General features: G+C 38.1%; 27 protein-coding genes and 2 pseudogenes. 7 read left to right on the forward strand and 22 right to left on the reverse strand.

Annotated elements, in window-relative coordinates:
- Window positions 1–29: 29 nt before the first annotated feature.
- From BLV33_RS11540 to BLV33_RS11560, 5 genes and pseudogenes are all read right to left on the reverse strand, one after another.
- Window positions 30–527 carry a DinB family protein gene (locus BLV33_RS11540; RefSeq protein ID WP_253187039.1) on the reverse strand — a complete coding sequence of 166 codons (498 nt, stop codon included), beginning with the start codon at window positions 525–527 and terminating at the stop codon, window positions 30–32.
- A 221-nt stretch (window positions 528–748) separates the two neighbouring features.
- Window positions 749–1,495, reverse strand: a complete 747-nt coding sequence (map, locus tag BLV33_RS11545; RefSeq protein ID WP_090791201.1) for a type I methionyl aminopeptidase — start codon at window positions 1,493–1,495, stop codon at window positions 749–751.
- Between the two features lie 167 nt (window positions 1,496–1,662).
- Window positions 1,663–2,034, reverse strand: a pseudogene (locus BLV33_RS11550) (DUF3237 domain-containing protein); the annotation flags it as partial.
- A 236-nt stretch (window positions 2,035–2,270) separates the two neighbouring features.
- Window positions 2,271–3,002, reverse strand: a complete 732-nt coding sequence (locus BLV33_RS11555) for a VanZ family protein (RefSeq protein WP_171909119.1) — start codon at window positions 3,000–3,002, stop codon at window positions 2,271–2,273.
- A complete protein-coding gene (locus tag BLV33_RS11560) occupies window positions 3,002–3,325 on the reverse strand; it encodes a PadR family transcriptional regulator (RefSeq protein WP_090791209.1) in 324 nt (107 codons plus the stop codon). The genes BLV33_RS11555 and BLV33_RS11560 overlap by 1 nt, the downstream gene beginning before the upstream one ends.
- 1,162 nt (window positions 3,326–4,487) lie before the next feature.
- Between BLV33_RS11560 and BLV33_RS11570 the strand changes: the two genes are divergently transcribed.
- Window positions 4,488–5,582: a hypothetical protein gene (locus BLV33_RS11570; protein ID WP_139305728.1), complete on the forward strand. Its 1,095-nt coding sequence runs from the start codon at window positions 4,488–4,490 to the stop codon at window positions 5,580–5,582.
- A 456-nt stretch (window positions 5,583–6,038) separates the two neighbouring features.
- Entirely contained in the window at window positions 6,039–6,926 is an 888-nt protein-coding gene (locus tag BLV33_RS11575; protein ID WP_090791215.1) for a hypothetical protein, read from the forward strand.
- 773 nt (window positions 6,927–7,699) lie between these two features.
- Here the strand turns inward: BLV33_RS11575 and BLV33_RS11580 are convergent.
- The 6 genes from BLV33_RS11580 to BLV33_RS11605 all read right to left on the reverse strand — a co-directional run bounded on the left by BLV33_RS11580 (window position 7,700) and on the right by BLV33_RS11605 (window position 12,105).
- A complete protein-coding gene (locus tag BLV33_RS11580) occupies window positions 7,700–8,203 on the reverse strand; it encodes a hypothetical protein (protein ID WP_090791217.1) in 504 nt (167 codons plus the stop codon).
- Between the two features lie 158 nt (window positions 8,204–8,361).
- Window positions 8,362–8,562 carry a DUF6199 family natural product biosynthesis protein gene (locus BLV33_RS11585; protein WP_090791220.1) on the reverse strand — a complete coding sequence of 67 codons (201 nt, stop codon included), beginning with the start codon at window positions 8,560–8,562 and terminating at the stop codon, window positions 8,362–8,364.
- A 337-nt stretch (window positions 8,563–8,899) separates the two neighbouring features.
- Window positions 8,900–10,426, reverse strand: coding sequence for a hypothetical protein (locus BLV33_RS11590; RefSeq protein ID WP_090791223.1), 1,527 nt, complete (start codon window positions 10,424–10,426; stop codon window positions 8,900–8,902).
- Between the two features lie 202 nt (window positions 10,427–10,628).
- Window positions 10,629–10,919, reverse strand: a complete 291-nt coding sequence (locus BLV33_RS11595) for a hypothetical protein (protein WP_090791225.1) — start codon at window positions 10,917–10,919, stop codon at window positions 10,629–10,631.
- A 113-nt stretch (window positions 10,920–11,032) separates the two neighbouring features.
- Window positions 11,033–11,281: a hypothetical protein gene (locus BLV33_RS11600; protein ID WP_139305729.1), complete on the reverse strand. Its 249-nt coding sequence runs from the start codon at window positions 11,279–11,281 to the stop codon at window positions 11,033–11,035.
- Between the two features lie 47 nt (window positions 11,282–11,328).
- Complete coding sequence (locus BLV33_RS11605) at window positions 11,329–12,105, reverse strand: hypothetical protein (RefSeq protein WP_090791230.1); 777 nt, start codon at window positions 12,103–12,105, stop codon at window positions 11,329–11,331.
- 285 nt (window positions 12,106–12,390) lie between these two features.
- Here BLV33_RS11605 and BLV33_RS29310 point away from each other — a divergent pair, with 285 nt between their 5' ends.
- The 3 genes from BLV33_RS29310 to BLV33_RS11615 are packed head-to-tail and all read left to right on the forward strand — an operon-like array spanning window position 12,391 to window position 15,585.
- A complete protein-coding gene (locus BLV33_RS29310) occupies window positions 12,391–12,552 on the forward strand; it encodes a hypothetical protein (protein ID WP_171909120.1) in 162 nt (53 codons plus the stop codon).
- Between the two features lie 14 nt (window positions 12,553–12,566).
- Entirely contained in the window at window positions 12,567–14,057 is a 1,491-nt protein-coding gene (locus tag BLV33_RS11610; RefSeq protein WP_090791233.1) for a recombinase family protein, read from the forward strand.
- Window positions 14,044–15,585, forward strand: a complete 1,542-nt coding sequence (locus BLV33_RS11615) for a recombinase family protein (protein ID WP_090791235.1) — start codon at window positions 14,044–14,046, stop codon at window positions 15,583–15,585. The genes BLV33_RS11610 and BLV33_RS11615 overlap by 14 nt, the downstream gene beginning before the upstream one ends.
- A 269-nt stretch (window positions 15,586–15,854) precedes the next feature.
- Here BLV33_RS11615 and BLV33_RS11620 read toward each other — a convergent pair whose 3' ends face one another.
- The 10 genes and pseudogenes from BLV33_RS11620 to BLV33_RS30690 form a co-directional block, all read right to left on the reverse strand.
- Window positions 15,855–16,703, reverse strand: coding sequence for an ATP-dependent DNA ligase (locus tag BLV33_RS11620; protein WP_090791238.1), 849 nt, complete (start codon window positions 16,701–16,703; stop codon window positions 15,855–15,857).
- A gap of 101 nt (window positions 16,704–16,804) precedes the next feature.
- Window positions 16,805–17,245: a protein-tyrosine phosphatase family protein gene (locus tag BLV33_RS11625; RefSeq protein WP_090791241.1), complete on the reverse strand. Its 441-nt coding sequence runs from the start codon at window positions 17,243–17,245 to the stop codon at window positions 16,805–16,807.
- Window positions 17,242–17,640: pseudogene (locus tag BLV33_RS29980) on the reverse strand (ArsI/CadI family heavy metal resistance metalloenzyme); the annotation flags it as partial. The gene BLV33_RS11625 and the pseudogene BLV33_RS29980, both read right to left, overlap by 4 nt.
- Before the next feature lie 91 nt (window positions 17,641–17,731).
- Window positions 17,732–18,157 (reverse strand): arsenate reductase (thioredoxin), encoded by a 426-nt coding sequence (gene arsC, locus BLV33_RS11635; protein WP_090791243.1) that lies wholly within the window; start codon window positions 18,155–18,157, stop codon window positions 17,732–17,734.
- Between the two features lie 25 nt (window positions 18,158–18,182).
- A complete protein-coding gene (locus tag BLV33_RS11640; RefSeq protein WP_090791246.1) occupies window positions 18,183–19,586 on the reverse strand; it encodes an arsenic transporter in 1,404 nt (467 codons plus the stop codon).
- A complete protein-coding gene (locus tag BLV33_RS11645; protein WP_090791249.1) occupies window positions 19,583–19,912 on the reverse strand; it encodes an ArsR/SmtB family transcription factor in 330 nt (109 codons plus the stop codon). Before BLV33_RS11645 ends, BLV33_RS11640 begins: the two co-directional genes overlap by 4 nt.
- Window positions 19,905–20,336: an arsenate reductase ArsC gene (locus BLV33_RS11650; RefSeq protein WP_090791251.1), complete on the reverse strand. Its 432-nt coding sequence runs from the start codon at window positions 20,334–20,336 to the stop codon at window positions 19,905–19,907. Before BLV33_RS11650 ends, BLV33_RS11645 begins: the two co-directional genes overlap by 8 nt.
- 298 nt (window positions 20,337–20,634) lie before the next feature.
- On the reverse strand, window positions 20,635–21,105 hold the full coding sequence (locus tag BLV33_RS11655) for an NAD(P)-binding domain-containing protein (RefSeq protein ID WP_253187041.1): 471 nt from the start codon (window positions 21,103–21,105) through the stop codon (window positions 20,635–20,637).
- A 19-nt stretch (window positions 21,106–21,124) separates the two neighbouring features.
- Window positions 21,125–21,400 (reverse strand): FAD-dependent oxidoreductase, encoded by a 276-nt coding sequence (locus BLV33_RS11660; protein ID WP_171909121.1) that lies wholly within the window; start codon window positions 21,398–21,400, stop codon window positions 21,125–21,127.
- A 70-nt stretch (window positions 21,401–21,470) separates the two neighbouring features.
- Window positions 21,471–21,689: an ArsR/SmtB family transcription factor gene (locus BLV33_RS30690; protein WP_090798882.1), complete on the reverse strand. Its 219-nt coding sequence runs from the start codon at window positions 21,687–21,689 to the stop codon at window positions 21,471–21,473.
- Between the two features lie 467 nt (window positions 21,690–22,156).
- Between BLV33_RS30690 and BLV33_RS11670 the strand changes: the two genes are divergently transcribed.
- Window positions 22,157–22,843: a stalk domain-containing protein gene (locus tag BLV33_RS11670; protein ID WP_090791258.1), complete on the forward strand. Its 687-nt coding sequence runs from the start codon at window positions 22,157–22,159 to the stop codon at window positions 22,841–22,843.
- A gap of 522 nt (window positions 22,844–23,365) precedes the next feature.
- On the opposite strand, the gene BLV33_RS11680 is transcribed toward BLV33_RS11670, so the two are convergent.
- A complete protein-coding gene (locus BLV33_RS11680; protein ID WP_090791262.1) occupies window positions 23,366–23,812 on the reverse strand; it encodes a MarR family winged helix-turn-helix transcriptional regulator in 447 nt (148 codons plus the stop codon).
- Between the two features lie 121 nt (window positions 23,813–23,933).
- Between BLV33_RS11680 and BLV33_RS11685 the strand changes: the two genes are divergently transcribed.
- Entirely contained in the window at window positions 23,934–24,263 is a 330-nt protein-coding gene (locus BLV33_RS11685) for a YolD-like family protein (RefSeq protein WP_090791264.1), read from the forward strand.
- The last annotated feature ends 99 nt before the right edge of the window (window positions 24,264–24,362 follow it).

The raw sequence follows: 24,362 nt of genomic DNA on the forward strand, positions 1-24,362 counted from the left end.
CCTTTATTAAACTATAGTTCTCCGTTAGTTTAGCGGAGTTTCTTTTGATCTTTTATTTGTTGAATATGTCGTTGCTCGTGTAGATAAAGCAATTCAACCCATTGATCTAATGATAAGTCTTCAAACACTGGATGCTTAACAGCTATTTCCTCTAAAATGGACTTGTCTTCAATCTTATTTAGAACACCCAATAAATTTATTCTTGAATCATTTAATTGTTGAATTATCTGAAGAACGTAAAAAGGTCCTTTACCTGGTTCAGAAATTTTTGGTGCACTAATAAACCTGGATCTATCTAATACTTGTTCAATCGGTTTACGAACTGTCTCAGCTCGTTTGTTTTGTTCAAGCCCGAAAAGAATTGCTTTAGTAAACAAAGTTTCCGTCTTCAATAAATGATGACAAATCTGGGCTATACTCCACTTATTTGTTTCAAATTTCCGATTGAATACTTCATCTGATACATGCGAAATCTCAATTAATAATTGCTCTCTTGTAAAGTACAAATTATCTTCGAAATACTTCATATTCAAGTCCTCCCCCAAACTAATGGTACTTTCACCCAATATTATATTACAAGGTATTATGACTTGGTACTAATTATTCATTTCCCAATAAATAAAACAACGGATCGACTAATGAGTGACGACTACCTCATATTTGTTGAACTATCGTTTCCGTTAGCGTAGTAAATCATAGACATAAAAAAAAGAGCAACAGCACTTATAGTTGCTCCGCAATCGTTCTCCTAAGCCACAGTCACGATGATGGGTTGATTCTTTGTAATAATTATGGTGTGCTCTTGTTGTGCCGCAAAGCTGCTGTCCGGTAGACATAAAGTCCACCCATCCGACTGCTCAACGACATAATCCGCACCCGTTGACAAAAAAGGCTCAATAGTAATAACCATCCCCTCTTTCAATACACGTTTATCGTGCTTGTTATAAACAGGAAGAATATCTGTTGGATTCTCATGTAAGGATTTCCCAATACCGTGACTGCACAAATTATTTATAACTTTATATCCTCCTTTTTCAGCTTCGGTTTGAATTATCCTGCCGATTTCGTTCAGTTTTACTCCATGTTTGAGTGAAGAAATAACCTTCATCATTGTATTGTGAGTATAGTTGCAGAGACGCGTTAAAGATGAATTGTATGGAGGCATTTGAAAAGAGTGTCCCGCATCCGCAAAATAGCCTCCACGTTCAGCGGAAACATCGATGTTTATAAGGTCGCCCGGCTGAATTTTTCGATTTCCCGGTATTCCGTGAGCAATTTCACGGTTAATGCTGATACACGTGTTGCCAGGAAAGTTTTTGGTTGTTTTTGGAGCAGACACTGCCCCACGGCTATTTAAAAATATTTCTCCGATATTATCCAATTCCTTAGTCGTCATTCCGACACGTGTGTGACGCTTCATTTCACTTATTGTCAACGCAACGATTTTACCGATTTCCGTAAGACCATCAATATCTTTCTGGGAACCAATTGTCATAGAAAGACCTCCTTTTTTTTACACATTTATTTTATCACACTATTCCACTATACTGCCCGTTAGCACAGCAGGCCACCGAGTTTATCACCGGCAGCCTGCTTGATCTTTGTTATGGAGCTATCGTGTTCCGTTAGCAAATGCATGATTGTATGAAATGCATACAACCTTTATAGGACTTCAAACAATTCATAGATCCTATTTTTTCCTACTACGGTTCCCTTGCCGATTGCTTGAATTTTATTTAGCCAAGCATACCGTTCATCACTCGTTTCAAAGTAGGGAGCGATATAAACAGGAGCATCGATTCCCTCATTCACTAGGGTGAAATCACGACGACCATGATAATGAACATAGATTAAGGCACCATCGTGTGTTTCTACTGTATAACGTATATCAATTTGTCCAGTTCGATCCGGTGTTATTACAAGCCAATCAGCGGCTACGACATTTTTCATTTTTTTAGCCTGAAATCGCTCTCCAGTGATGATTACGTCCATTAATTCTACCATAACCCGACGACCTACGGGTGTTATTCCTAAATCTACAGGTTGACCGCGTTTATGAAACGGTTCCGTGACTGTTTCTCGCCGATGTCATATCCGCAGCCGCTGCTACTCGTCGTCAACAACGTAAAGTCCACGTACAGCAATCCTTTATCACGTTAAAGCACGTCAGTTAATGGGGTCGAGGTTTCGTGGGGATGACGGTCGCTGACGTAACATTTGCATCAAAATATAACCCACTCTCTGCTGAAGAGAATGGTCTAACGTCACTTTTATTCTTTGCGGGATGTAAAATGAAAGTAACTTAATTTTTTTTCAGTAAATTCAACTGCATTTCTCCCCAATAAAAAAACTACCCATCCTATCATAGCTCCTAAAGTTCGCAACATAACATTGTCAGTCGATGCAATACCGATGCCTGAGAGATATTTGGCTGCCTCTATAAATATAGTAATAACCATTGCCGCGATAATGACAGCTTTCCAACCCTGGAATTTCCGAAATAACGCTGGAAGCAAAAATCCTAATGGTATGAAAAGTAGCACATTCCCAAACGTATTTTCGAACCAAATGTTAAAGTTATAGTGATCACGATTTACGATATAATTCAGGGTTTTATTCATTGGTATCAGATCAAGTCCTCTAAAATGATAAAAAGCCTTTGACGTCGTAAGAACGCCATGTGGCATAATAATTAAAGTTCCAATAAAATTCACTTTGCATAAATACAAGCTGTATATTATCAGTGCAATCCAAAATAAAATACGCAAAGTAAATCCTAAGGGATGCATAGAACGCTGCAGTTCCTTACTTATAACCCCACTATTCCCGAAATCACGAATCGCGTTTTTTGCTGCATCATCCACATCACAGCCTTTTTCCATATATGCTTTTGTAGATAGCGTAAGATGATCGCGTATTTCATCCAACAATTCCAACCTTTCCGCTTCGTTTAACTTCATTTTACGCAAAAGATCGTTAAGATAGATATCAATTCGCTCCATTATACGCCTCCCGTACATATTTGGATAAGTAAGTTAACCTGTTGCCATTCATTGATTTGATTTGCAAGTTGTGCTCGCCCTTGTTCCGTGATACTGTAATATTTCCTTCTTCCTCCACCGTCCGAATCTCCCCAGTAAGAACTGACAAACCCTTTCCGTTCGAGTCTTTTAAGGGCAGGATAAAGGGTCCCTTCGCTCATTTGGTAAGTGTCTTTACTTTTATGTTTGAGTGATTGTACAATTTCATACCCATATTTGTCTGTTGTACCAACTTCTGATAGTAAAAGAATATCAATACTGCCCTTCATTAGTTCTTTGTCCAAGCTAATCACCTCCAACTTATTTATATATTGTAACACTATATACATCGTATAACAAGATAATTGAGATACTATTACCTTTTCCAATGTGCAGGAGAAAATGTGATTTTATCCGCCTTACGACAAGCTCCCACTATTCCTGCCCTGTTAAATTAATGACAAATTCAACAACTGGCGGCGAACCGACCAATTCTTCGCTAACGGTTGCTAACACATGCTGCAGCCGCGGTAGCATACGCCGAGTTATCGTCATCACACATTTAGCATACGTTTTCACGGACAAAAAAAACGGCTGCCGTTGTAACCGCTATTCGCCGCTATCGTACCCGTTTAGTTGAATCGGCGGTTGATTCTGTAATTCTGAGGTGTCTTTTAAGTTCCTTAAATGGAGTAGCATAGGAGTCATCATATTTCTTAATGTGTATTTTTAACAAAGACCAATTTCTTTCGAGGAATGGATGTATTTGAGTGGTATTAGCAATATTATAAAGTTCAATCAAGAAATAAAGGGTTTCCCAAATCAAAAAGTCATCATCTAACTTAAATAACATCTCAATGACATTTGGAATGTAGTTAAACGCTTCTTCAGAGGACATGTCCTTAGTAATTGATTCAAAAGAATTACTAAAATACCACTCGTCATTATCTAATTTGTCTTCCCAGTCAAAATATATGTCTAATAAGCTTTTATCCGTTTTAATCACGTCCCAAAGTGAAATTTAGCTATATATACTTTATCATATTTTCTTTAATTAACCTGCATGTTAGCTTAATTACAAAATCAAATTGAACTTGCACCACGGCTTAAAAGCAGAATATTTCGCATCAGATCCTCGCATATAAACGGCGGCGAAACGTCCAATTCACGCGACCACGGACTTGGGCACGTTAGCTTGTGTTAGGATCGTTGATCCGGCTGCGGCATAACGCATTATATCGTCCAACAAGACGGGTGTGACGCTACCAAATCGTTCGGTGACATGGGTCAACGTTAGGGGATCTGAACGCGGGCATGAATAAGTTAGAAACGATTGCACGTCATTGCCGCTATATGCCTCGCATTGTAGTGACGGGCAGCAGAATAAAGTACTATAAGTAAACTTGCAACAAATTGACTAATCTTTACGTTTAAGAAGGCACAATGCAGAATAAGGATGGGTCGATAATGAAAAGGATTAAGATTGCGGGTATTATCACGATAGGGCTTATAATTATTGGATTCGCAATCATAAATTGGCATAATTCATCTGTTCAACCTGACACTGTGCTAATTAGTCGAGATCGACCTATTACAACAATCGCAGAGCCTGTAATTTTAAGTGATGCGTCGGTTGTTAAAGACCTCTACAATGATTTGCTTTCTATTCGTCAAATGTTTCCTGAAGGTGGCGTTAATTGTCCTAACGATACGGGCATCGTTTATCACCTATCTTTCCAAAAAGGAGAAAAAAAGGTGCTTGAAGTAGATGCAAGAGCAAGTGGGTGCCAAGGAATTAAATTTTCAAACGGCAAAGTTGTAAGGTCGTCAAGCGATGTAAAGGGACATGCCTTTTGGTTAAAGTTAGGGGAAACGCTTGGATTGTCGGATAAGGAACTTGCGGGTTACACTTATGCTTCAGAGTTGCCCGTTGTAAAAGTAAGCGACATCCAATCTCTCCAATACGAAATTGTAATGTTCAAAGAGAATAACCCCGCACCACTCTTACCAAGCAATGCAAAAGATAAAGTCATTATCGAAAAAATCACAAGTTGGATGGGTCAAGCCAAGTCGGAAGGATTTGATAATCAAGTACCAACTCAGTCAATTCCACCTAATTTTTTAACAATCAAACTTACAAACGGATCTGAGTACAGATTATCCCCAGGCAGTAATGATATCGTGTATGTTCAAATCTTGGATCCAAATAAAACACTCCGTCTGCGTTCTCCTGAACTCAATACATGGTTGTGGACTGGCAGGGAAAAAGACGTATCAGAAACTGCTGTTGGAGAATCGGCTTCATGTGAACAACCACCTAAAGTTTTGAATTGGAATGGAGAAAGTTATCAAACTCAAGGTCCCGACACCGCCTTCGAACCCGGGATGAAATTAAGTTATGTAAAATGTGATAAAGGAAAGTTTACAATTGGAGATGGGGATGATGGTCCCGATCATACAGTAGTGGTATTTAGTAATGGAGATCCCAGAACGAATAATGACCTAGTTTTCTCAGGGAAATGGGGACTAGTATTATATTCAAAAGTCCAAGGAAAACGATAGTGCTCAAGTATTTCCCAAAATCGACTTCATAAAGGCACGACTGAAAGCCGAGAGACGACTTGAACTATGTGGTCGTCGTATCCGTTAATTGACCTGACCGTTAGTAGATCACTGTAAGCAGCATCAGTATGATCCTCGCATATAACTGGCGGCGAAACGTTCAATTCACGCGACCACGGACTTGGGCACGTTAGCTTGTGTTAGGATCGTTGATCCGGTTGCGGGGCATAACGTTTGCAACCAGCCCTGTACCAAAATCGTTCGGGTGCGTGGGGTCAACGTTAGGAGATCTGAAAGTGGGCTGTTATATGTGAGCTACGATTGCACTATATCTCATGGTTCCGTGGGGATAACGTTCGCCGCCGCTAAAACAAGCATTAATGTTACCAGAGTCAATATGACATGCAACTTCGGCAAACCAATAACGTCTATGGTTGTAAGAAGCGGGGGGTTAATATGAGAAAATTATGGTTATCCATCGTCTGGATATTGCTTATAGTCCTGTCAGTAGGTTGTGGCGATAAACCTGCATTGAGTCAGGACCAAAGTAATAACTTATCGATTAAAAAGGAAGGTCCAGCGATTATAAAGGAAGGTCCAGCTCCGCGTTATTTAGAATGGACAATCACATCAGAGCGTGAGGAATATAAACAAGGCGAGACCGTCAGCTTCGTTATTAATATAAAGAACGTTTGGAGTGAATCCCTTCATATATCCAACACTCCAAATATTTTGGTTGGCTCCGCTACGGAGCCCACAAATAAATATGATCATATTTTAATACCTAATTTGAGTGACAAAACTATACAACCTGGAGAAACAATACGCTCAACGACTACCTGGACGCAAAGCGGTAAGCCTGGTTTGTATCAAGTCGAGTTCGGTGATATTGTTTTTGACCATTCAACAGTGAGCGGAGGCGGAAAACGCTTCTTTGTTAAATATCCGCCTGATGCTGTTCAAATAAAAACAATCGAGCATGAAGTAAAAACTCAGCTTCCAACAGAAAAAGGTGAACTTACTTTTGTGCTTAAACGCATCGAGATGAATGAGCATGAAACAAAGGTATACTTTGATTTCCTCACTGATTTAGAAGCACCCATGGGATTTCAGATGTCATTAGCCAGAGCGGCCGGAAATAGTGAAATTGCACCTGAACCTAATAAAGGCGTTGAGCAAAGTGGACAAAAAAACGGAGTTATTCAAGGGCTTGCTAAGTTTAATCCGGTAACGAAGGATGCTACCAAGCTTCATATCATTATTTCTGATTGGTCAGTGATCTATAAGGGAGTAAAAACAGAGGTCGTAAAAGGCCCATGGATCATCGATGTTCCGCTTCAGTAAGTAACCTTTGAAGGATAAACCGACCCAAGGGAATGAAATCGTCTTTCGTTTGGATTGATTAGGATTACGGGTAAGTTACTTCTAAATAAGAACGCCCAAAGGGGTCATCCCAAAGGCGTATTTGCATATTACCGCTATTTACCGACGACAAACTGACACGTACGTTTCCAGAAGTAGCTGCCGTTAATGCTTCCAACGTCCAGCAGCGGGTTTCGTGGGGATGACGTTCGCCGCCGCGTTACTTACTGTAATCAGCGTCAGTTTACGGAAGGAAACGTTCGCTAACGGTTGCTCACATGCCGCAGCCGCGGTAGCACACGCCGAGTTATCGTCATCATACGTTTAGTATACGTTTTCACGGACAAAAAAAACGGCTGCCGATAGTAACCGCTATTCGCCGCTATCGTTCCTCGTTAGTTCAATGTTCAATTGCAAATTAACCAGTAGATGTGTCCGTTTTTACAGTTTCTGGTTTCATATTCGATAACTCATTGAAGTCGCAAACAGCATTAAACAGATTAACATAAACAAAAAGTTAATTTTATAGGGTTTTCTCATCATTGTTGTATCCAAAACTAATGAAAATTTCCCTGGAGGATCACTCCATTCCCACCATATGTGGAACATAATTTGCGATTGCCATATATACCGTTCCAAATGGAAAGTTCCAGATAAAAAGAAGATTGATCCAGCTATTAAAAAACGATCACCTAATAAATAAAATCACTTCCCTGGGCCTCTCACAATTTCCGTTTATTCAAAACTGATTAACTTCATTCTTTCCATGTAAGTTCTATCCCTCCAGACTGCTTTTCGGCTAGTATTCTACCGTTATTGCTATCGCCGATTTCTTCTATCTTCAACGTGTATGGCAACAGTAATTTCTTCCAATCACGTTCATTGGTTAATGCCGCGGAATTGCTTAGATACGATTCAACCACTTGTTTTAGTCGGTAGTCCGTTATTTTAGTACGATCAATACCAATACCGACCTTAATTAATTTTTGATTTTGATCACTTGCCGTACCAGAACGAATGATACCTGGCTCTCTGTTTAATTCAGTAGTATTTCTTCCTAAAGCACTGATTATTTCCGAAAAATTGTTTGTGTTAGTGCTATGAGATAAGGTGACCAGAATGATTGTGAACACAGTTGCTTGAACAATAGCAATTATTAAATCCTTTTTCCAATAAGTCTTTGCCCAGGGACTGAACAATCGTAATATTAGGAAACTGCCAATAAAAGAGCTTACCAAAGCTAAAATAAATCCTTGCATTGTTTACTCTCCTTTTTTGATGAAGTTCGGATTTTCAATTCTTGTGATACGGTCTAATTTTAAGCATTGTTTTTCCTAATGTAACAGAGTGAAATGATCTTGCCAATTTCTTTTCTACTAATCTGCCCGTTAGCTCAACGACGTGATAAGTTATTCTTTTATAAAAACCAAAAAATCAATACACCGCTTAAACCGGCAAGTGTAACTATAATCCCACCAAAGCGTGTTGACTTTACATACAAGTCCGATGGCTCTGTCGCATCATTAGACTTCCAATTCTCTGTAATGGACCATATTATTGACGGCTTGAATAACATCATCCATCCCAGAAGAACAAGAAGAACGCTTATAAATTCCATATTATGTCCCCCTCGAAACAATTCTTTACCACTGTGATACGCACACAAATGGAAAAAGTTACAGAACAAACTGCGAACGTCTCTTAGCTTATATTAGGATCGTTGATCCGGCTGCGGCATAACGCAATTTGTCTTCAACTAAAGGACGCGTGACGGTATCAATATCATTCGGGTCCGTGGGTCAACGTTGGGGATCTGAAGGCGGAACGGTTACTTACGTGCTGCAGCCGGGGGTATAACTACGTCGAGTTTATCGGCATCACACATTGCACGTTTAGCATACGTTTTGACGGAGGAACAAAAAAACGGCTACCGATGCACCAGCTATTCGCCGCTATCATTCTCCGTTAGCTGAATCGGAAATTCGCGTATAATTCATTTCACTGTCAACGATCCATTTACTAGATAATATGAATGCTATATTCTGTGTTTTCTCCAAAAGGTGTTTGTTCATTTGATGGGTTTTATCAACATATTGATATAAGGTAGCTACAAAGGTACCATAGTCAAAGTGTACCCACATTGGTTTATCCGATGCTGTGTTATTTAGCTGAATTACGGACTCGTTGAAACCCCAAAAGCGATTGTTGAATAGGTCGACAGTAATTAGTGATGACTGAGAAGACTCTAACCAATCAGGTTGAACAATTTGTTCCATTTGATCGGCTTGCTGTAAGTGTATAAGTTCACCTGTTTTCAAGTTAATTAACTTATAATTTATATCGGTTTTTGTGGGTGTATTTCCCTCGGCTTTTATATGCAGTTGATAGTATTGAAGCACAGCATAATCCTTACCCTTTACCCAGCCAGCCAGTTCAACTCTCCAAGATGAGGTTTTATCCATTTCGATTTTCTGTACTATTTTACCCACGGAGTTCATGAACTTTATCCCCTGTGGAGCAATAATCATACCGTCTTCCCCGCCAAGAACATTCTTTAAATCTTTATTAAAGGTAAAGTGATAGACCATGTATTGACTATCTTTACGCCATTGAACAGCTGGATACATCCTAAAGCCCTTGCCCATATCGATCGTAGCAATGACCTTTTCTTGCAAATCATATAGCTTATCTTCAAACCAAAAGGAATTTCCATCAGGAGCAGGGTGCACACTGTATTGAGGCCAAGTATTTGGGTAGCTGCCTTTCATTAAACGGCTTGTTTTATGTTTTAAATCGAAGATCCACATCTGTCCGCCTTTATAGCTAGACAGCACTAAGGTATCGCGTTGTTCATTTAGCCATCCCCGTGTAAAAAAATCCTGTGATATATCGTTAGGTTGGTTCACAAACAAAGTTTCTGTTTTTCCGGTATCAACATTCAGGGTATCGATAGAGTAGGTTGTTTTGTTCGTTTTATTATCCCCGTGTACGGCTACGTAAACCATTCGTTGATCATCAATAAAACCGTAAACTCTGGCTACAGAATCCACCGAGTATTCATCAGTAATAGGTGAATTCGTCATAGAATAAACGTGCATCTCTTGGGTATCTGGATGAATGATAACAACACTTTCTCGGTAATGACGTTGATTGAGTTCATTGATATCGATCTTTCGCATGATATGGACGACCCTTGGGCTGTTGGGAATTTGTAATGTTTGCATAACAAAAAAATTTCCGTCCTTGGTTTCCGACTCCAATTTAAATCCGTTCTTATTTAGTATAAGGGTGGCTGACAGATCGGTAAATGACTGTGTGGGGGTAGCCGCGGAAGTTGATTCTGGTGATGTTGGTAGAAGGGAAGACTCCACAATATGCTCATTGGTTTGATTTGAAGTAAGCGGAGTCGGAGTAAGATTAAAGGATTTGGATTCACAAGCAGCGAGTAGCAATAAAGCTATAACAATAATCAGTCGTTTCATTCGAAAGGACCTCCGTCTAATATGTTATACTCCTTAGACGGAGGTATTAGTAAAAAGTTTCCATTTGATTTGTTGTCTGTTTCTTAAAATTTAAGCTGCTTTTTTAGTCTTTCATCTTAAATTAGAAATCGAATTGGATTTCGACATGTCTATATCTCCAGAATATCTTCTGCGGTGGCTTAGTGGCACGAGGCTCTCTTTATTAGGGGATTTTTTTGGAGTTTTTCAACTTTTTTAACTCATAACTTATTTCAGTACGAAGCAGATGTATCTCTTCTTGCACATCACGAACGAATCTTGAAAATAAATATCCAATTAATATTAAACTTACTCCAATAACAGGAAAAATGATTTTTTTCACAGCACTCGCAGTTTCAGAGAATTCCGAGTAAAAAGTCTGAACACCATAATACTGCCAAAGCCCATAAATAATAAGCACTATTCCTAGAATGATAACGAAATAAGACAACATTTTGGTTTTACTGAAAAACATGATTTCACCCCCATTTAGTAAAATGACGGTTACAATGGACAATGACATATTGAATAATCGTTAACATGCAAATGTATTTGCTATTGTATTTTGGCGGATTCGAAAACTACAGATTAATTGTCAAACCAAAAGACCACTCTTACACTTTCTGGGTCTCCTTCTGAAAGCCGCTCTAAAACCGAAAGAGTATCCTGTGCGAATTCCGGTGAAACATCTGAAAGTTTACTACGGGATTTTAGAAGTTCAGGAAGCATAAAATAAGAATGACTGTGCCAATCTAAATACTTAAAAGTTGCATTGACATCAGTCAGATTACTCAAACTATTTTCAATAAAGACGATGGCGACCAGTTTGGTCGCCATTTGTTTCAATTCTTGTGTCTTTTGCACCTTAAAACGGGAACCCGTAATCAAACGACAGGGATTTCGATTTGTTCTTCGATTTTTTCTTCTGTTTTGTTGCGAGGCTTTTTTGGAACTTTTTGAAATTTTTCCGATTTTTCAATGAGCAGCTGCTTCAATACTTGAATTTTCTCTTGTTCAGAAGCAAGAAGTTTTTCAGAGCCTTGTTGAATGAGTTGGCTCTTATCCAAGTCTGATTGTAAGGATCGAACTTGCTCCTCTAGGTTTCTAACCTTCGCTGGATCAATTTGTTGCCGTCCATTTTCAAGTTCGACTGTTAGCCTACGAATTTCCTTATCTTTTTCGTCTAGAGCTAGCTGCCAGCCCAGGCTTTTTTCATTCAAGTTATTAATTTCCTTCTTCAATACCTGAATCTGATTTTCTTCAAGCTTCTTTTCATCATCCGTTTTTAGTAACATTCCTTGTACTGCTTCCAGCTCATTCTTCATATTCTGGACTAGACACTCATTTTCATCTTTCTCCTGTTGGAATTCCCGACTGATAACAACCATTTCATCCGATGCTTTATTGATCAGTTCATGCACTAGAGAGAGAGTACGCAGCATTTGACGTTCAATGGCAGTTAGATCCCCGCTAAACCATGTGTTTTTACCGCCATTTCTGTTTTGCCGAATTTCATAAGAGTTGATAACACTTTCAAACCAGTCTTTTTGTGTGTCATAACCGGAGTCAGCATAAATTTGTTCTACCCTAGCAAATAATTCTGGATTTACTTTAACACCATACGTCTTATCTTTTTCCGTCTTATCTTTTTCCTTTTCCATAAAAACCTCCAGTGGGGTTAACTTAGAATCCAGGTTAACTTGTGGTCATCTTCTGGTTAACCACATTTTTAGGTTAACTTCTAAAACACTATGCAGTTCTCCAAACTTTTATGCTTCGAATATTTTAAAACCAGTGATTCTTTTCTCTAGATAAATTTTTGCTTAACCTTACACCTTGTTCATTCTCACTGAAACCTTTAAACACATTAATGTATAATCAGATAGTTATTTGATTATATTATAAGATATCAAACTGTTTTTAAATAAGAAGGGGATGAACTCTAAATGACCAATAAGAATAAACAACAAGAACTTAAAATTGCTTCTGTAAGTTTTGTACATGACCCGGAGGCGGCTAAGAAATGGTTTGAGATATACGTTGAGTCCATTAAAGAACAATTAATAAATGAGTTGGATACGAGCATATGTTTAACTGATGATTATTGAAAGGCGGGATCTAGTTGCATACCGTTGGATATTACCGTAATTCGATTACAACTGAAAAGCAGAAACTCTCCATTAAAATGCAACTTGACCACGCGGATGTAGCAGCTAAAAACCATCGATTAGTGATTGACCATGAGTTTATTGATAGCGAAACTTCTGCAATGAAAAAAAAAGCTGAGGAAAGAGAAGAACTAACTCTTCTCATGGATTGGATTGATCGGGGCAAAGTTGCAAATTTATTGGTCTATAGAAGGGATAGATTAGCTCGAAATTTAAATGAACATCTTACAATCTATAGGAAGCTCAAGGCACAAAATGTCAATGTAATCTTTACTTCTGGTAATGAAGTGCCAATGCTGTACACCGATGAAGGTGAGTTAATTGAAACAATTCTTGCAGGTTATAACCAAGAAGAAGGCAAACGCATCGTTAAGAAGTTAGTTGAGTCCAGAGAAAGTATGGCACGCGATGGCCTAAAAGCGGCGGGTCCTCAATCGTTTGGCTATAAAGTAAATCCATCCAAAGCCGGGGATCAAATTAAACTTGAAGAAGAAGAAAAGGTAATTGTACAAATATTTGAGGATTTTGTGTATAAGGACTTCAATAAGTTTAGTGATTTTGTAAGACATGTTAACAACTACTCGCAGAAAACAAAAAAACAGCTCTGGCACGACTCAGATCTTAAAAGCATCTTAAAAAATGCACTGTATAAAGGAATTCGCGTTTATGTCTCGGGGGGACAAACTATTGTTTCCGACAAAGCACAGCATTTAAGAATGGTTAGTGACAAGTTATGGGAAGAAGCACAATTAAAGTTAGAAAGTAGACCAAAGAAAACAAAGAAAACAAAGGAATCACAAGATGACTTGGTTTTTTTGTTTGATGTTAAATGCGGAGAATGTGGTGAACACATGACAAATATTCGAAACAAATACAATGATGATATTAAGGGCTATTATAAATGCAAAGCTCATCCCCACCTTAAATTTGAAAAAACTCGTCTTGAAATGATGATCTTTCTAGAAACCACTAATTATTTAAAAAATTTATCTCATCAATACACACTTGAGATATTCAAAAAAGACATTGTTGAAGAAACAAGGAAATTAGCTCACGTACTAATATTATTAAAAACCCAAATTGAAAATCTAAGTCAAACACTTAACGAAAAAACTCTAATGTGGATTGAACAACAAGATAATCAGGAGTTAAGTGATTTACTGCTACAGTTAGATAAAAAGTTAGAAACAAGTAGAAAAGGACATGAATACCTAGAAAAGAAGATTTTTCGTTTAAAACAACTTCCTAAAAAAGCTGAACAATTTATACAGAACTCTGAATTACCCGATTTATTAAATATAAATAGGGACCAGAACAAACTTAAAAATGAAATCATTCCAGGAATTATTGCTGAGATAGCAATTTCTGACTCAAATTTGGATATAACATTCAAACACCCTTTTAAATATTCTATTGCGGAGGCTATGTCTTTTGAAAATACCTGATTTAACTGGTAAGCGTGGGGTCTTCTATGGCAGGCATTCAACAGACCATCAAGAGATGAAATCGCAAGAAGATTCAGCTAAACAATTTGCTTTAAAATATAACTGTCATATTGAATTTGATAAGTATATTGATCCGGCCAAATCCGGTGACGATTTGTCTAAACGAAAAGGGATGCTCGCATTAATTGAGGATGCAGATCAAGGCTTATTCGATTTTGTAGTTACGTATCATCGTGACCGATTAACCCGTGATCCTCTTCACGGGCAAATAATTAGAACCAGTATGTCACTACAGAAAGTTCCTATTTATATCACCATCGATGAAAGTGTATATGATACAGGTGATTTAATGATTCATTTTGTTCAGGATGGGATATCTAAATATGAACTTCAAAAAATTCGGAAAAATACTAAAAATGCTATTCAATCGTTGGCAAGAAGTGGTGATTGGGTTGGGGGTAAAGCTCCATTCGGTTATATGTATGAGAGCGACACTGGAAATCTTAAGCAAACAGAGGATGCCTATTTAGTAGAAAGGATATTTAAAGAATACACTCAACACGAAGGATTCTCTTCTATAGCGAAAAATTTACCTCCAGGTACACGTAAAGGCAAGAATTGGACAAAATCACATGTAAAAGCTGTTATAACAAGTCCTTTTTACGCTGGATATATTAGCATATATAGAACAAACGAACACTCACGAGTTGAAATGGATCGAGATAAATGGATAATGGGGAAAAGTATTATAATTCAACCAATAATAACTATTGAAGAATGGGAATATTGTTGGGAAATTTATCGAAAAAAAGTTATGAAAGAAATTACCCCTAAACACTATAAAACCAGTTTATTTTTGAATGGGATTATAGTTTGTGCTTTTGCTGACTGTAACCAAAACAAACTAAAGACATTAAATAAGCAAAGCTACTCCAAAAAAGGAAAACCATATGGGAAAAGAATATATTTTTGTGACATCTGTAATAATATGGTCGATGCAGAAAGAATACATCCGATAGTTATACAGAAAATAAACCAAGAACTGAGTAAAATCAATTCGGATCAACTTGTAAAAGCACTAAAAAATAATATTCAACATGAATGCTCAAAATTGGAAACAGAGAAGTATCATCTTGAACTTAATGTTATCAAATTGGAGAATCAAGTTATAAAATTAAATAAAACTTCCGAAGGAATCTTTAGAGAAACTGAGGAAGGTAGCAATACATTCACATCGTTATCCGAAAATCAAGAATCAATGATAAGGATTATTAAAAATTCAATAAATGATACATCTGTAAGAATTGATTCTCTTTACGAGCAAATTAATACCATAAGTAAGCGTCTAAAGTATTTACGGACAATTGAAGATAGTGAACAAGTATCCCTTGCTCGGCTTGTAGATATCAAAAAAATGGACGAAAGTAACTTAAAAAATATCAGGGAATTTCTATTGGAATTTGTCCAATCAATAACAATTGATAAAAATCATAACTTACATTATAACTTTCGATCTAATTTAATCTAATTTTAGAAATTAACCGATTAATATAGCGGTTTATTTTTTTGTGTACACATCTCGGTATTTAGGTAGGAAAATCAAAAAAAGTATCGGGAAATAGGTAGGTATCCCATGGGATACCTACCTATTTCCCGATACGAAAAACCCCTAGATGTACAAGCTGTAAGGGATTATTTGATTTTATGTTATCAATAAATATTAGGCTGCAATTAACGTCTCGGTAATTGGGTAGCTTTTCTAAAAATTACTCGGTAATTGGGCATGAAATTTTATGTTTACAAAACAAACCCCATCACAGATGGAGATCGCAAATATCCCTTCTTCGTATAACATTGAAATTTAACCTTGCATGATATTTGAGGAACCAAATGAATCCAGTTGGAATCTTCTTTAACTACAAGCTGCTTATATATACTATGGAAGGCTTGTCTTTCCGCAGACGGAACAAATTCTGTAATTCCTACATACCTCCCATCTTTTACAAGAGACCATCCGAAGTCCTTTTTCCTGATTCCACTAATTTGTACGGTTTCGTATTGATAATTTTTGATCTTAACCCATGATTCACTTCTGTAGTCAAGCTGATAACGACTTGATTTCCTTTTACTTACGATACCTTCTAATGACTGCTGCACGACGTTATCGTACAACATATTTCCATCCTCAAATGTTGGACAAACTGAAATTATGTTACCAGAAGTTACAACTTCATTTAGTAATCCCAGCCTTGCTTCAAGAGGTGTATACATAACATTTTTTCCGTTAAGAAGAAGGTTATCAAAGGCTACAAAATGAGCCGGCAGAGAATGTACGCGTTGAAATCTTTTCTCGGGATTCTTGGTAAGAAATCGCTCCATAACCGAGTCAAAACATGGTTTACCGTTTTCATCAAGTACAATCATTTCGCCATCCAAGATACATTCATCGGCATTTAATTTTAAGTTTTGCATTTCTGGATATTGACTCGTACATTCATTGCCATGACGCGTGAAAATACGTACACAGCCATTTTGATAATGCAAAAGAGCTCTATGTCCGTCAAATTTCATTTGGTGAATATAATCCCCTTGAGGAACAGTATCGCTTTTTTGTAAAAGCATTGGTTTAATCGGCTTGTTTATCAATTTAGATCACTCCAATTAAACCTTACCACGTTGTAAATATGATCGCATTATGTAATTTATGGCGTTTCAAACGCCTTTAAATAATCATAAAGTCACCCTTGTTATTCTCCAAAGATCTTTTCAAGCGATTCTCTCTGATCTGGTTTAATCTTAATAATGCTGCGAATGCTTTTCGCCTTTACTTCGGTTTCGTCGATTGTTTTGGCAATGCCGAGTTCAATTAGTGTGCCAGCGGCAACCGTTCCAGTGCGTCCTTTGCCTCCGCCGCAGTGAAATGCAACCTTTTTACCGTTATTATAGGCTTTTACGACCTCATCGATTGCCCGTTTAAATAATACTTCTTGGCCATCAGTTGCATTATCTCCAAGTGGAATTTGGATCCACTCCACATTTGCTTCCGGATAAGCACAGCCTGTTGCTTCACCGCGTAGATCAACGACCACCTCCACGCCTTCGTTTTTCACCATATCTTCGACGTCGTCTGCTCCACCCATAAAAATCTTGTCTTCATGAAGAGCGTGATATTGCTTCTCTTCGATCATTTTCTTCCACCTTTAGAAAAGGAACCAAACTCGACTTTTACTGGTTGGCTTGGAGGAGCACAGCACAGCGAAAGGTCATTTTGCTCACCTGCTGAATCAAATTCCGAATCTTCCTTTGTGTAAAATATCTCCCATGCATTACCGTCTGGATCGTAGACCCAAACTTTATCCTGCACTGCATAGCAGCAGGTCGTGTTCATCTCATCGATGAGCAGCAATCCGCTTTCACGCAGCCGCTCTCCCATCGCCAAAACTTCTTCGGTGTTATTCACCTGAAAGCCCAAGTGATTAAGGACACCTTTTTTTTCAAAGGGTCGAACATTTAACGAAAAATGTAGGGCTGGTTCTTCCAGTTCAAACTTTACATAGTTGTCTTTGATTTTGGTTGGCTCTGTTCCAAAAAAAGCATGTTAAAAATCTAAGGAATTAGTAAGATCGGTACTGTTTAAAGCTACATGCATTCTCTTAATCATCAGCTTTGCCTCCTTATTTACCTTCTTTTACGAATTGTGCAATGCGATTTTTAATCGAGTCCCGAACACTGCGGAATTGAGCAATAATTTCTTCTTCCGTTCCCGTTGCTTTGGCTGGATCATCAAATCCCCAGTGCCATTTGGTTACGTTCTTGTTGGAGATCACTGGACAATGTTCATCTGCGTGCCCACAAAGCGTAATCACATAATCAGCACGATTTAAAATTTCCGGATCAATCACATTCGAAGAATTTGAGCTAATATCCACACCAGCTTCGCTCATGACTTGAACCGCACGCGGATTTAGTCCATGTGCTTCAAGCCCGGCACTTTTCACTTCATATTTATCACTGCCAAGTGCATTTAAAAATCCGTCAGCTATTTGGCTTCTGCAAGAGTTTCCTGTGCACAAAAAATATACGAGCGGTTTCTTCTCCATGGTTATCGATCTCCTTCAAGTTATGTTACTGAGCTCTTTTAGTTTGCTTCAGGCTTATTACGTTTTTAACAAGTATGGTGATCGCGACAAACAAGATACAGACCACGACGATTGGCAACCAAACATTTGCACCAAAAGTGCTTATAAAATAAAGCCACAGATAAAGCCCCGATAAGGTGATGAATAGTGTGGGTACAGTTAACAGGATACCAATTTTAAAGTAATACCCCCAGCTGATTTTCACGTCTTTTCGAGATAGAACATGCAGCCAAAGCAGGGTGGCAAGCGATCCGATCGGTGTAATCTTCGGACCTAGATCGGAACCGATCACATTTGCATAGATCAGTGCCTCCCGAATCACTCCCTGTGTTTGTGTTCCTTTGATGGCAAGTGCATCGATCATCACTGTCGGCATGTTATTCATAATCGACGATAAGATCGCGGCAATAAAACCCGTTCCAAGCGTAGCCGCGAAGAGCCCTTTGTCTGAAACAGCTTGAATCACATTGCCTAATACATCTGTAAGTCCCACGTTACGCAGTCCATAAACCACGACATACATACCGATGGAGAAAACAACAACTGCCCATGGTGCATTTTTCACGAGTTTTGCTGTATGAATAGCTGGGCTGTTTCTGGCTGCAATAAGAAACGCAATGGCAGCGATACCTGCAACAATGGATACGGGAATGGAGAAAAATTCACTAACAAAGTACGCTACAAGCAAGAGACCCAAAATGACCCAAGATAATTTGAACAATCTCATATCTTTAATGGCTTCATTCGGTTTCTTTAATTCCTTAAGGTTATAATCTTTAGGGATACTTTTGCCGAAATACAGATACAAAACAATAAGGCTCGCGAGAATGGAGAAGAAATTTGGAACAATCATACGGCTTGCATATTCTGCAAAACCGATACCAAAATAATCGGCGGATACAATGTTAACTAAGTTACTTACTACCAAGGGCAAAGATGATGTATCCGCGATGAAACCACTGGCCATAATGAAAGGCAATATCATTTTGTCATCAAACTTTAAGGCCCTTACCATTGCAAGAACAATTGGAGTGATAATTAGAGCGGCACCATCGTTGGCAAAAAGGGCTGCAACACCTGCTCCGAGTAGAATGATAAATACAAACATTAATGTCCCGTTTCCGCGTGCAAGACGAGCCATATGTAGAGCTGCCCATTCAAAAAAACCAATTTCATCAAGAATCAAGGAAATAAGGATAATGGCAACAAATGCGAGTGTAGCGTTCCATACAATGCTGGTAACCGTTCCAACGTCGGTAAGCGATACTACTCCAAATAGGAGTGCAAGAATGGCTCCCCCCATAGCTGACCAACCGATATTAAGTCCTCTTGGCTGCCAAATCACAAATGTAAGTGTTACAAGAAAAATCAAAATAGCAATGATTGTCATACTTCCTCCTGTACTTCGCAGCAACCTTTTACCGCTTCGATTTGCTCTTTCATGGAAGGTAAATGCTCATAAATGCATTGGACATAAGGTTTATCAATGACATTCAGTGAGTAATACACCCATTGGCCTTTCCTTTTCTCATTGACCAACCCGGCAGCTTTTAATTTTCGGAGATGCTGACTGGCGTTCGGCTGAGACATACCGGTAATGTCAGTAATGTCGCATACGCAGAGCTCTCGCTCGCGGAGTAGAGCAATGATCGATAGCCTGGTCTTATCAGCTAACAACTTATATGCTTCTGCCATGTCCTTAATTTGATCATCCATATGTAATCTCCTTACTAAGTAAACCTCTAGACTTCAAAAGCTCTGTTACTTTTTCTTTAATCTCATCTCTTGTTCTCCGGTAGGAATCTAAGTCGCCGCCGGAAGGGTCTGATAAATTCCACTGGACATTTTGAATGCCAAAAGGAACAATAGGGCATTTTTCTCGTGTCTCCTCACATAATTTCACGATGATGTTGGATCGGACAAAGAGTTTCATATCAATTTTCTTTGAGGTTTGACTACTTATATCAAGCCCCACTTCATTCATGACATCAATGGTTCTTGGGTCCAATTCACTTTTTTCTAATCCGGCACTATATACCTCTACATTGTTCCCGCCAAGATGCTTGGCAAACGCTTCTGACATCTGACTTCTGCAGCGATTATGCTGGCAAATGAAATAAATTCGGACGACCTGCTTCATATCCTCACCCCAAAAAATTTGATTTGATATGAGTATATAATTAATCGATTATATAATCAACCTTTTAAGGATTAACAAATTGTAAAAAAGAACTCCTATTATAGGAGTTCGCATAGAAGCTTTATAAGCTGTCTTTAACATAAGATCAGACATGCTCAGCAGAAGCTACTTTTTCAAATCCGAAACTAAACGCTTTACAACAATCTTGGCATCTTTTCCGGATCCACGAATCGTCGCTGAAGCGAATGAATTTTGCCATGGCATAACTCCGATTTTCGTAAATTGTTTAAACATTTTTTTATGTTGAGGCTTGTTTTCTCGACACTGCATGTTGGTAACGACCGTCATCCAATACCCCAGAAGAACTACCCATTAACAAACGTTTACCTATTTCCGAATGATCCAACCCAATAACGTGAAGCCAAAAGTGAATATCTTTTCCAAGGAACCTTTGAGGAAGGAATTTAATGGGGCTTCTTGTCGCGAGAATTACATCCGCAATATCAGCCAATTCTACTGCAATTTGAACAGCTGAATTACCTCCTCCGACGACGATAACCTTCTTATTACCAAGAAACATATCCGAGTTTTTATATTGTTTCGAATGTAAGATTGTTCCCGTGTAAACGCTTGAGCCAGGTATTTCTGGTATAAAAGGTTTCGTAAATGGTCCGGTCGCACAGATGACTGATCGGGAGTAATACGTATCACCACTCGAAGTAATAATCTTATATAGTTCTTGCTCTTTTAACTCTTGAACCACTTCCACATTGAACTGTATGGGAACATTAAAATAAGCCGCATAAGATTTCAGAAATTTGGACCACTTCATTTCGAGTTGGATATCGATTGGGATCTCCCGGGAATTGCATTCCGGGTAAAGAGGAGTATGCAGCTGGTGAAAATAACTTAAGGCTTTCGTAATAATTAGCCCATGATCCTAGATTAGAGGTATTTATTTCCAACACGGTAAACTGCAACCCTGCTTTTTGCAGATAATATGCAGTGGCTAGACCAGACTGACCTCCACCAATCACGATGGTGTCGTACTGAATATTTGACATAATGAAGCCTCCAATTCTCATACTTACATATTGTAATATCGCTAAATAACGATATGTTGAGTAAATAAAATTATTTACAGCAGTTTCGCAAATAGGATGATAAACTATCAAGTGAATACGCGATGCGTTCTTTGTTAGGGTAATAAATCACAGCTTTGCCTTCTTTTTTGGACATAAGAATACCGGCTCGTTTCAGATATGAAAGATGCTCCGAAGCCGTTGATTGCCCGACATTGACGAAATCGGCAACCTCGTTAACGGTTAGTTCTTGGGCTTCATATACAAGAATAAGATCTCTTGACGCTTTTCACTTGCTAAAGCTTTAACAAATTCTTGAACTGTCGATTCAAACATTGGGATCACCTCATGAGTATTGTATAGCTTCTGCATTCCAGAAGCTATACAATACTCAATTAAACGTAAGATCAACCACAGCAAGCTGAACTATTTTCTGTACTGCAGCAGGAAGAGGTAGTAGAAGTTTCCGTGGTGCAGCATGATTTCGAAGGTTTTTAGCTAATTTCAGATGTTACTTCTTTAATCTCGACTCCGCAGCAGTTTCCTTGATTTTTTGCATTAACATCAACCAGTTTTTTAATAAAATTCCTTATACTAAACCCTCCTCAATTAATTTTGATTCCATGTCTCCATATTAGATAACCTATGAATGTGTCAATTTAGCTAATCCAAAATTGGGATAGGCACAAAATGGATATTGGTATATGATGGAAGAAAATGGTTGAGGGGTTGGGTTTTATGAAAAAGAAAATATTGCTGCTAGTGTCGCTTATGTTGTTAATTGCTGGAGTTGTGAGTGCATCAAGTATACAAGGAGATTATAAGGGAAATCCAATTGTTCTCATCAAGTCAGACGGGAAGGCACTTGAAACAGACGAAGTGCCCGGGCAGATCATAGACGGCCATACGATGGTTCCGATTTCAACTATCAGGCAGTTGGGAGTATCGGTAACGTGGAATGCTAGTGATTACAGCGTTGATGTGAAATTGCCACAAAAAAATAGCGTCATTGATTCATATTTAAAGATTGCTAATGATGCTGAAATGTTCAGGTATATCTATTTTATTAACGATCAAATTGCTTTAGCTAATATTGTTGATGGAATGTTGCAAAATTCTACAACACAACAAAATTTTAAAACTGTTACAGATCAAGCTAATAGACTTCGAGTTGAAGTAAATAATACTTGGGTAAATGATTTATCTAAAATAAGTTATTATAGCGATGATATCGGAATTTTAAATGAAATTAACCAAATCTTTAAAAAGTTAAAAGATGATCTTCTGAATTTTGACTCATCATCTGCATCTAATGAAACAATTACAATGAAGTCACGACTTAATATTTTATTTAATAAATATGACAATAATCTTAGAAATGATGAAAGTACCGCTTTTGATACTGTAATAAAAAATTATAAATAATAATTTAAGAATTCTGGACGGCTTAAACATACAATGTCTTGTTTCAATCTTGTGGGAATGTTCATTCGTTAACAGCAGCAAACATCTAATTGTGTTTGTTGCTCTTTTTTAATTTTGAAAAGGTTCGGAATGACGAACGCGTTCTTATTTTTCCTAGCATTATGCCATTGCCATGCTCTACTAACGCTTTTCTCAATTTCAGTTTGCTTTTGGAACATTAACTTCTCCATGGAATAAACATTCATATCCATTGTTATCATCACTCCCGGCTTATTTTTGTTTTTGGGAATTGCAGCAAGACTCAGTTGGTGGTTTGACTTCTTCGATTTTTATCATAGCAAGAAGACTGTTTTTGACTTAACAATTTTTGAATAAAGCTCATGTTCTCACCTCCTATATGGAATAAAACCTTGAATCAGATTAATAAGAAAGAAATCACAACAAACAATACCGTTAATTCCAAAGCAATATATTATTTGCAACATGCAAGTATTATGTAATGGAAAGGGATCAAGAAATGATTTATCCCATCGGGGTACAGCACATTTTAGATTTCGCCATGCTTGCGTTTAACAACTTGATGGATTGAATTACCATATCTTGTTCAAACTGCGTCATATTGGAGAAAATATCTTGCAAATATTCATTCATTTGCTGGTCTACAACAGTAGCTGCGTATTTACCTTGCGTCGTAAGTGACAGGATCGTCACTCTTCGATCTTCTGTAAATGGCGTTTTCTTAACTAAGTCTGCATTAACCAAGCTCTGTACTTGGCGGCTAAATGTCGTAATATCAATCGATAGTGTTTCGGCAATTTGTTGGATCGATGGGTTATGTTGCTGATCAATTTCATATAGTATGTGGCTTTGTATGGCAGTAAGATCTGTACCACCCGTACTGCAACAATTTTTATCCAGCAGACCTAGCCTGCGGGTCATGATTTGAAATAGCTCTCTTGGGTTTTCCATTAATTTCACCTCTTGAATATAGTTATACTCTTTTTATTTGCATTTTGCAAGTATTAAATCGAAAAAAATTTTACATATGGGTAAGTAACTGGAAGCAAACGGATTATGGGAATCCTCACGAATGATGTTACCTGAGCACAAGGATGCGACTCGGAGGCAAGCAAAGCAAACAGATCGCCTGGTAAGGCCATCGCTGGATGATCAGGAAGTGGAGATCATCAGCACCGTTCTTTTTCAATCACACCGACACCAGAAAGTGGTCAGGTTAACTCTATATGGTGAGTACGAGCTGCGAAGTGTAACCGGCATTGTGACATGTACCCAGCGGGACAGCTTCCGTCTGGACACCGAAAATCCATTTACTGGAGTTGCTGATTGGGAGTGGTTCATGTTTCGGGATGTGATCAAAGCGGAGTTGTCCCAGGAGTGGACTGCAAGATCTTTGAATTGACCACGAACGTTTAAATACAAAACCCAATATATTGTGATTTCTACAGGATTCGACAACTATATGTTGAAATTAGATCTTGATTTCATTAAATTGTCATAA

Origin of the sequence: Paenibacillus sp. GP183, from assembly GCF_900104695.1 — a bacterium.
Lineage (GTDB): Bacteria > Bacillota > Bacilli > Paenibacillales > NBRC-103111 > Paenibacillus_AI.

Excerpts from the sequence above, each read along its gene's own strand:
- BLV33_RS11540 (WP_253187039.1), bottom strand. The coding sequence starts at position 527 with ATGAAGTATTTCGAAGATAATTTGTACTTTACAAGAGAGCAATTATTA.
- map (WP_090791201.1), bottom strand. The coding sequence starts at position 1,495 with ATGACAATTGGTTCCCAGAAAGATATTGATGGTCTTACGGAAATCGGT.
- BLV33_RS11555 (WP_171909119.1), bottom strand. The coding sequence starts at position 3,002 with ATGGAGCGAATTGATATCTATCTTAACGATCTTTTGCGTAAAATGAAG.
- BLV33_RS11570 (WP_139305728.1), top strand. The coding sequence starts at position 4,488 with ATGAAAAGGATTAAGATTGCGGGTATTATCACGATAGGGCTTATAATT.
- BLV33_RS11575 (WP_090791215.1), top strand. The coding sequence starts at position 6,039 with ATGAGAAAATTATGGTTATCCATCGTCTGGATATTGCTTATAGTCCTG.
- BLV33_RS11580 (WP_090791217.1), bottom strand. The coding sequence starts at position 8,203 with ATGCAAGGATTTATTTTAGCTTTGGTAAGCTCTTTTATTGGCAGTTTC.
- BLV33_RS11585 (WP_090791220.1), bottom strand. The coding sequence starts at position 8,562 with ATGGAATTTATAAGCGTTCTTCTTGTTCTTCTGGGATGGATGATGTTA.
- BLV33_RS11590 (WP_090791223.1), bottom strand. The coding sequence starts at position 10,426 with ATGAAACGACTGATTATTGTTATAGCTTTATTGCTACTCGCTGCTTGT.
- BLV33_RS11595 (WP_090791225.1), bottom strand. The coding sequence starts at position 10,919 with ATGTTTTTCAGTAAAACCAAAATGTTGTCTTATTTCGTTATCATTCTA.
- BLV33_RS11600 (WP_139305729.1), bottom strand. The coding sequence starts at position 11,281 with ATGGCGACCAAACTGGTCGCCATCGTCTTTATTGAAAATAGTTTGAGT.
- BLV33_RS11605 (WP_090791230.1), bottom strand. The coding sequence starts at position 12,105 with ATGGAAAAGGAAAAAGATAAGACGGAAAAAGATAAGACGTATGGTGTT.
- BLV33_RS29310 (WP_171909120.1), top strand. The coding sequence starts at position 12,391 with ATGACCAATAAGAATAAACAACAAGAACTTAAAATTGCTTCTGTAAGT.
- BLV33_RS11625 (WP_090791241.1), bottom strand. The coding sequence starts at position 17,245 with ATGATCGAAGAGAAGCAATATCACGCTCTTCATGAAGACAAGATTTTT.
- arsC (WP_090791243.1), bottom strand. The coding sequence starts at position 18,157 with ATGGAGAAGAAACCGCTCGTATATTTTTTGTGCACAGGAAACTCTTGC.
- BLV33_RS11640 (WP_090791246.1), bottom strand. The coding sequence starts at position 19,586 with ATGACAATCATTGCTATTTTGATTTTTCTTGTAACACTTACATTTGTG.
- BLV33_RS11645 (WP_090791249.1), bottom strand. The coding sequence starts at position 19,912 with ATGGATGATCAAATTAAGGACATGGCAGAAGCATATAAGTTGTTAGCT.
- BLV33_RS11650 (WP_090791251.1), bottom strand. The coding sequence starts at position 20,336 with ATGAAGCAGGTCGTCCGAATTTATTTCATTTGCCAGCATAATCGCTGC.
- BLV33_RS11660 (WP_171909121.1), bottom strand. The coding sequence starts at position 21,400 with ATGTCAAATATTCAGTACGACACCATCGTGATTGGTGGAGGTCAGTCT.
- BLV33_RS11670 (WP_090791258.1), top strand. The coding sequence starts at position 22,157 with ATGAAAAAGAAAATATTGCTGCTAGTGTCGCTTATGTTGTTAATTGCT.
- BLV33_RS11680 (WP_090791262.1), bottom strand. The coding sequence starts at position 23,812 with ATGGAAAACCCAAGAGAGCTATTTCAAATCATGACCCGCAGGCTAGGT.
- BLV33_RS11685 (WP_090791264.1), top strand. The coding sequence starts at position 23,934 with ATGATGTTACCTGAGCACAAGGATGCGACTCGGAGGCAAGCAAAGCAA.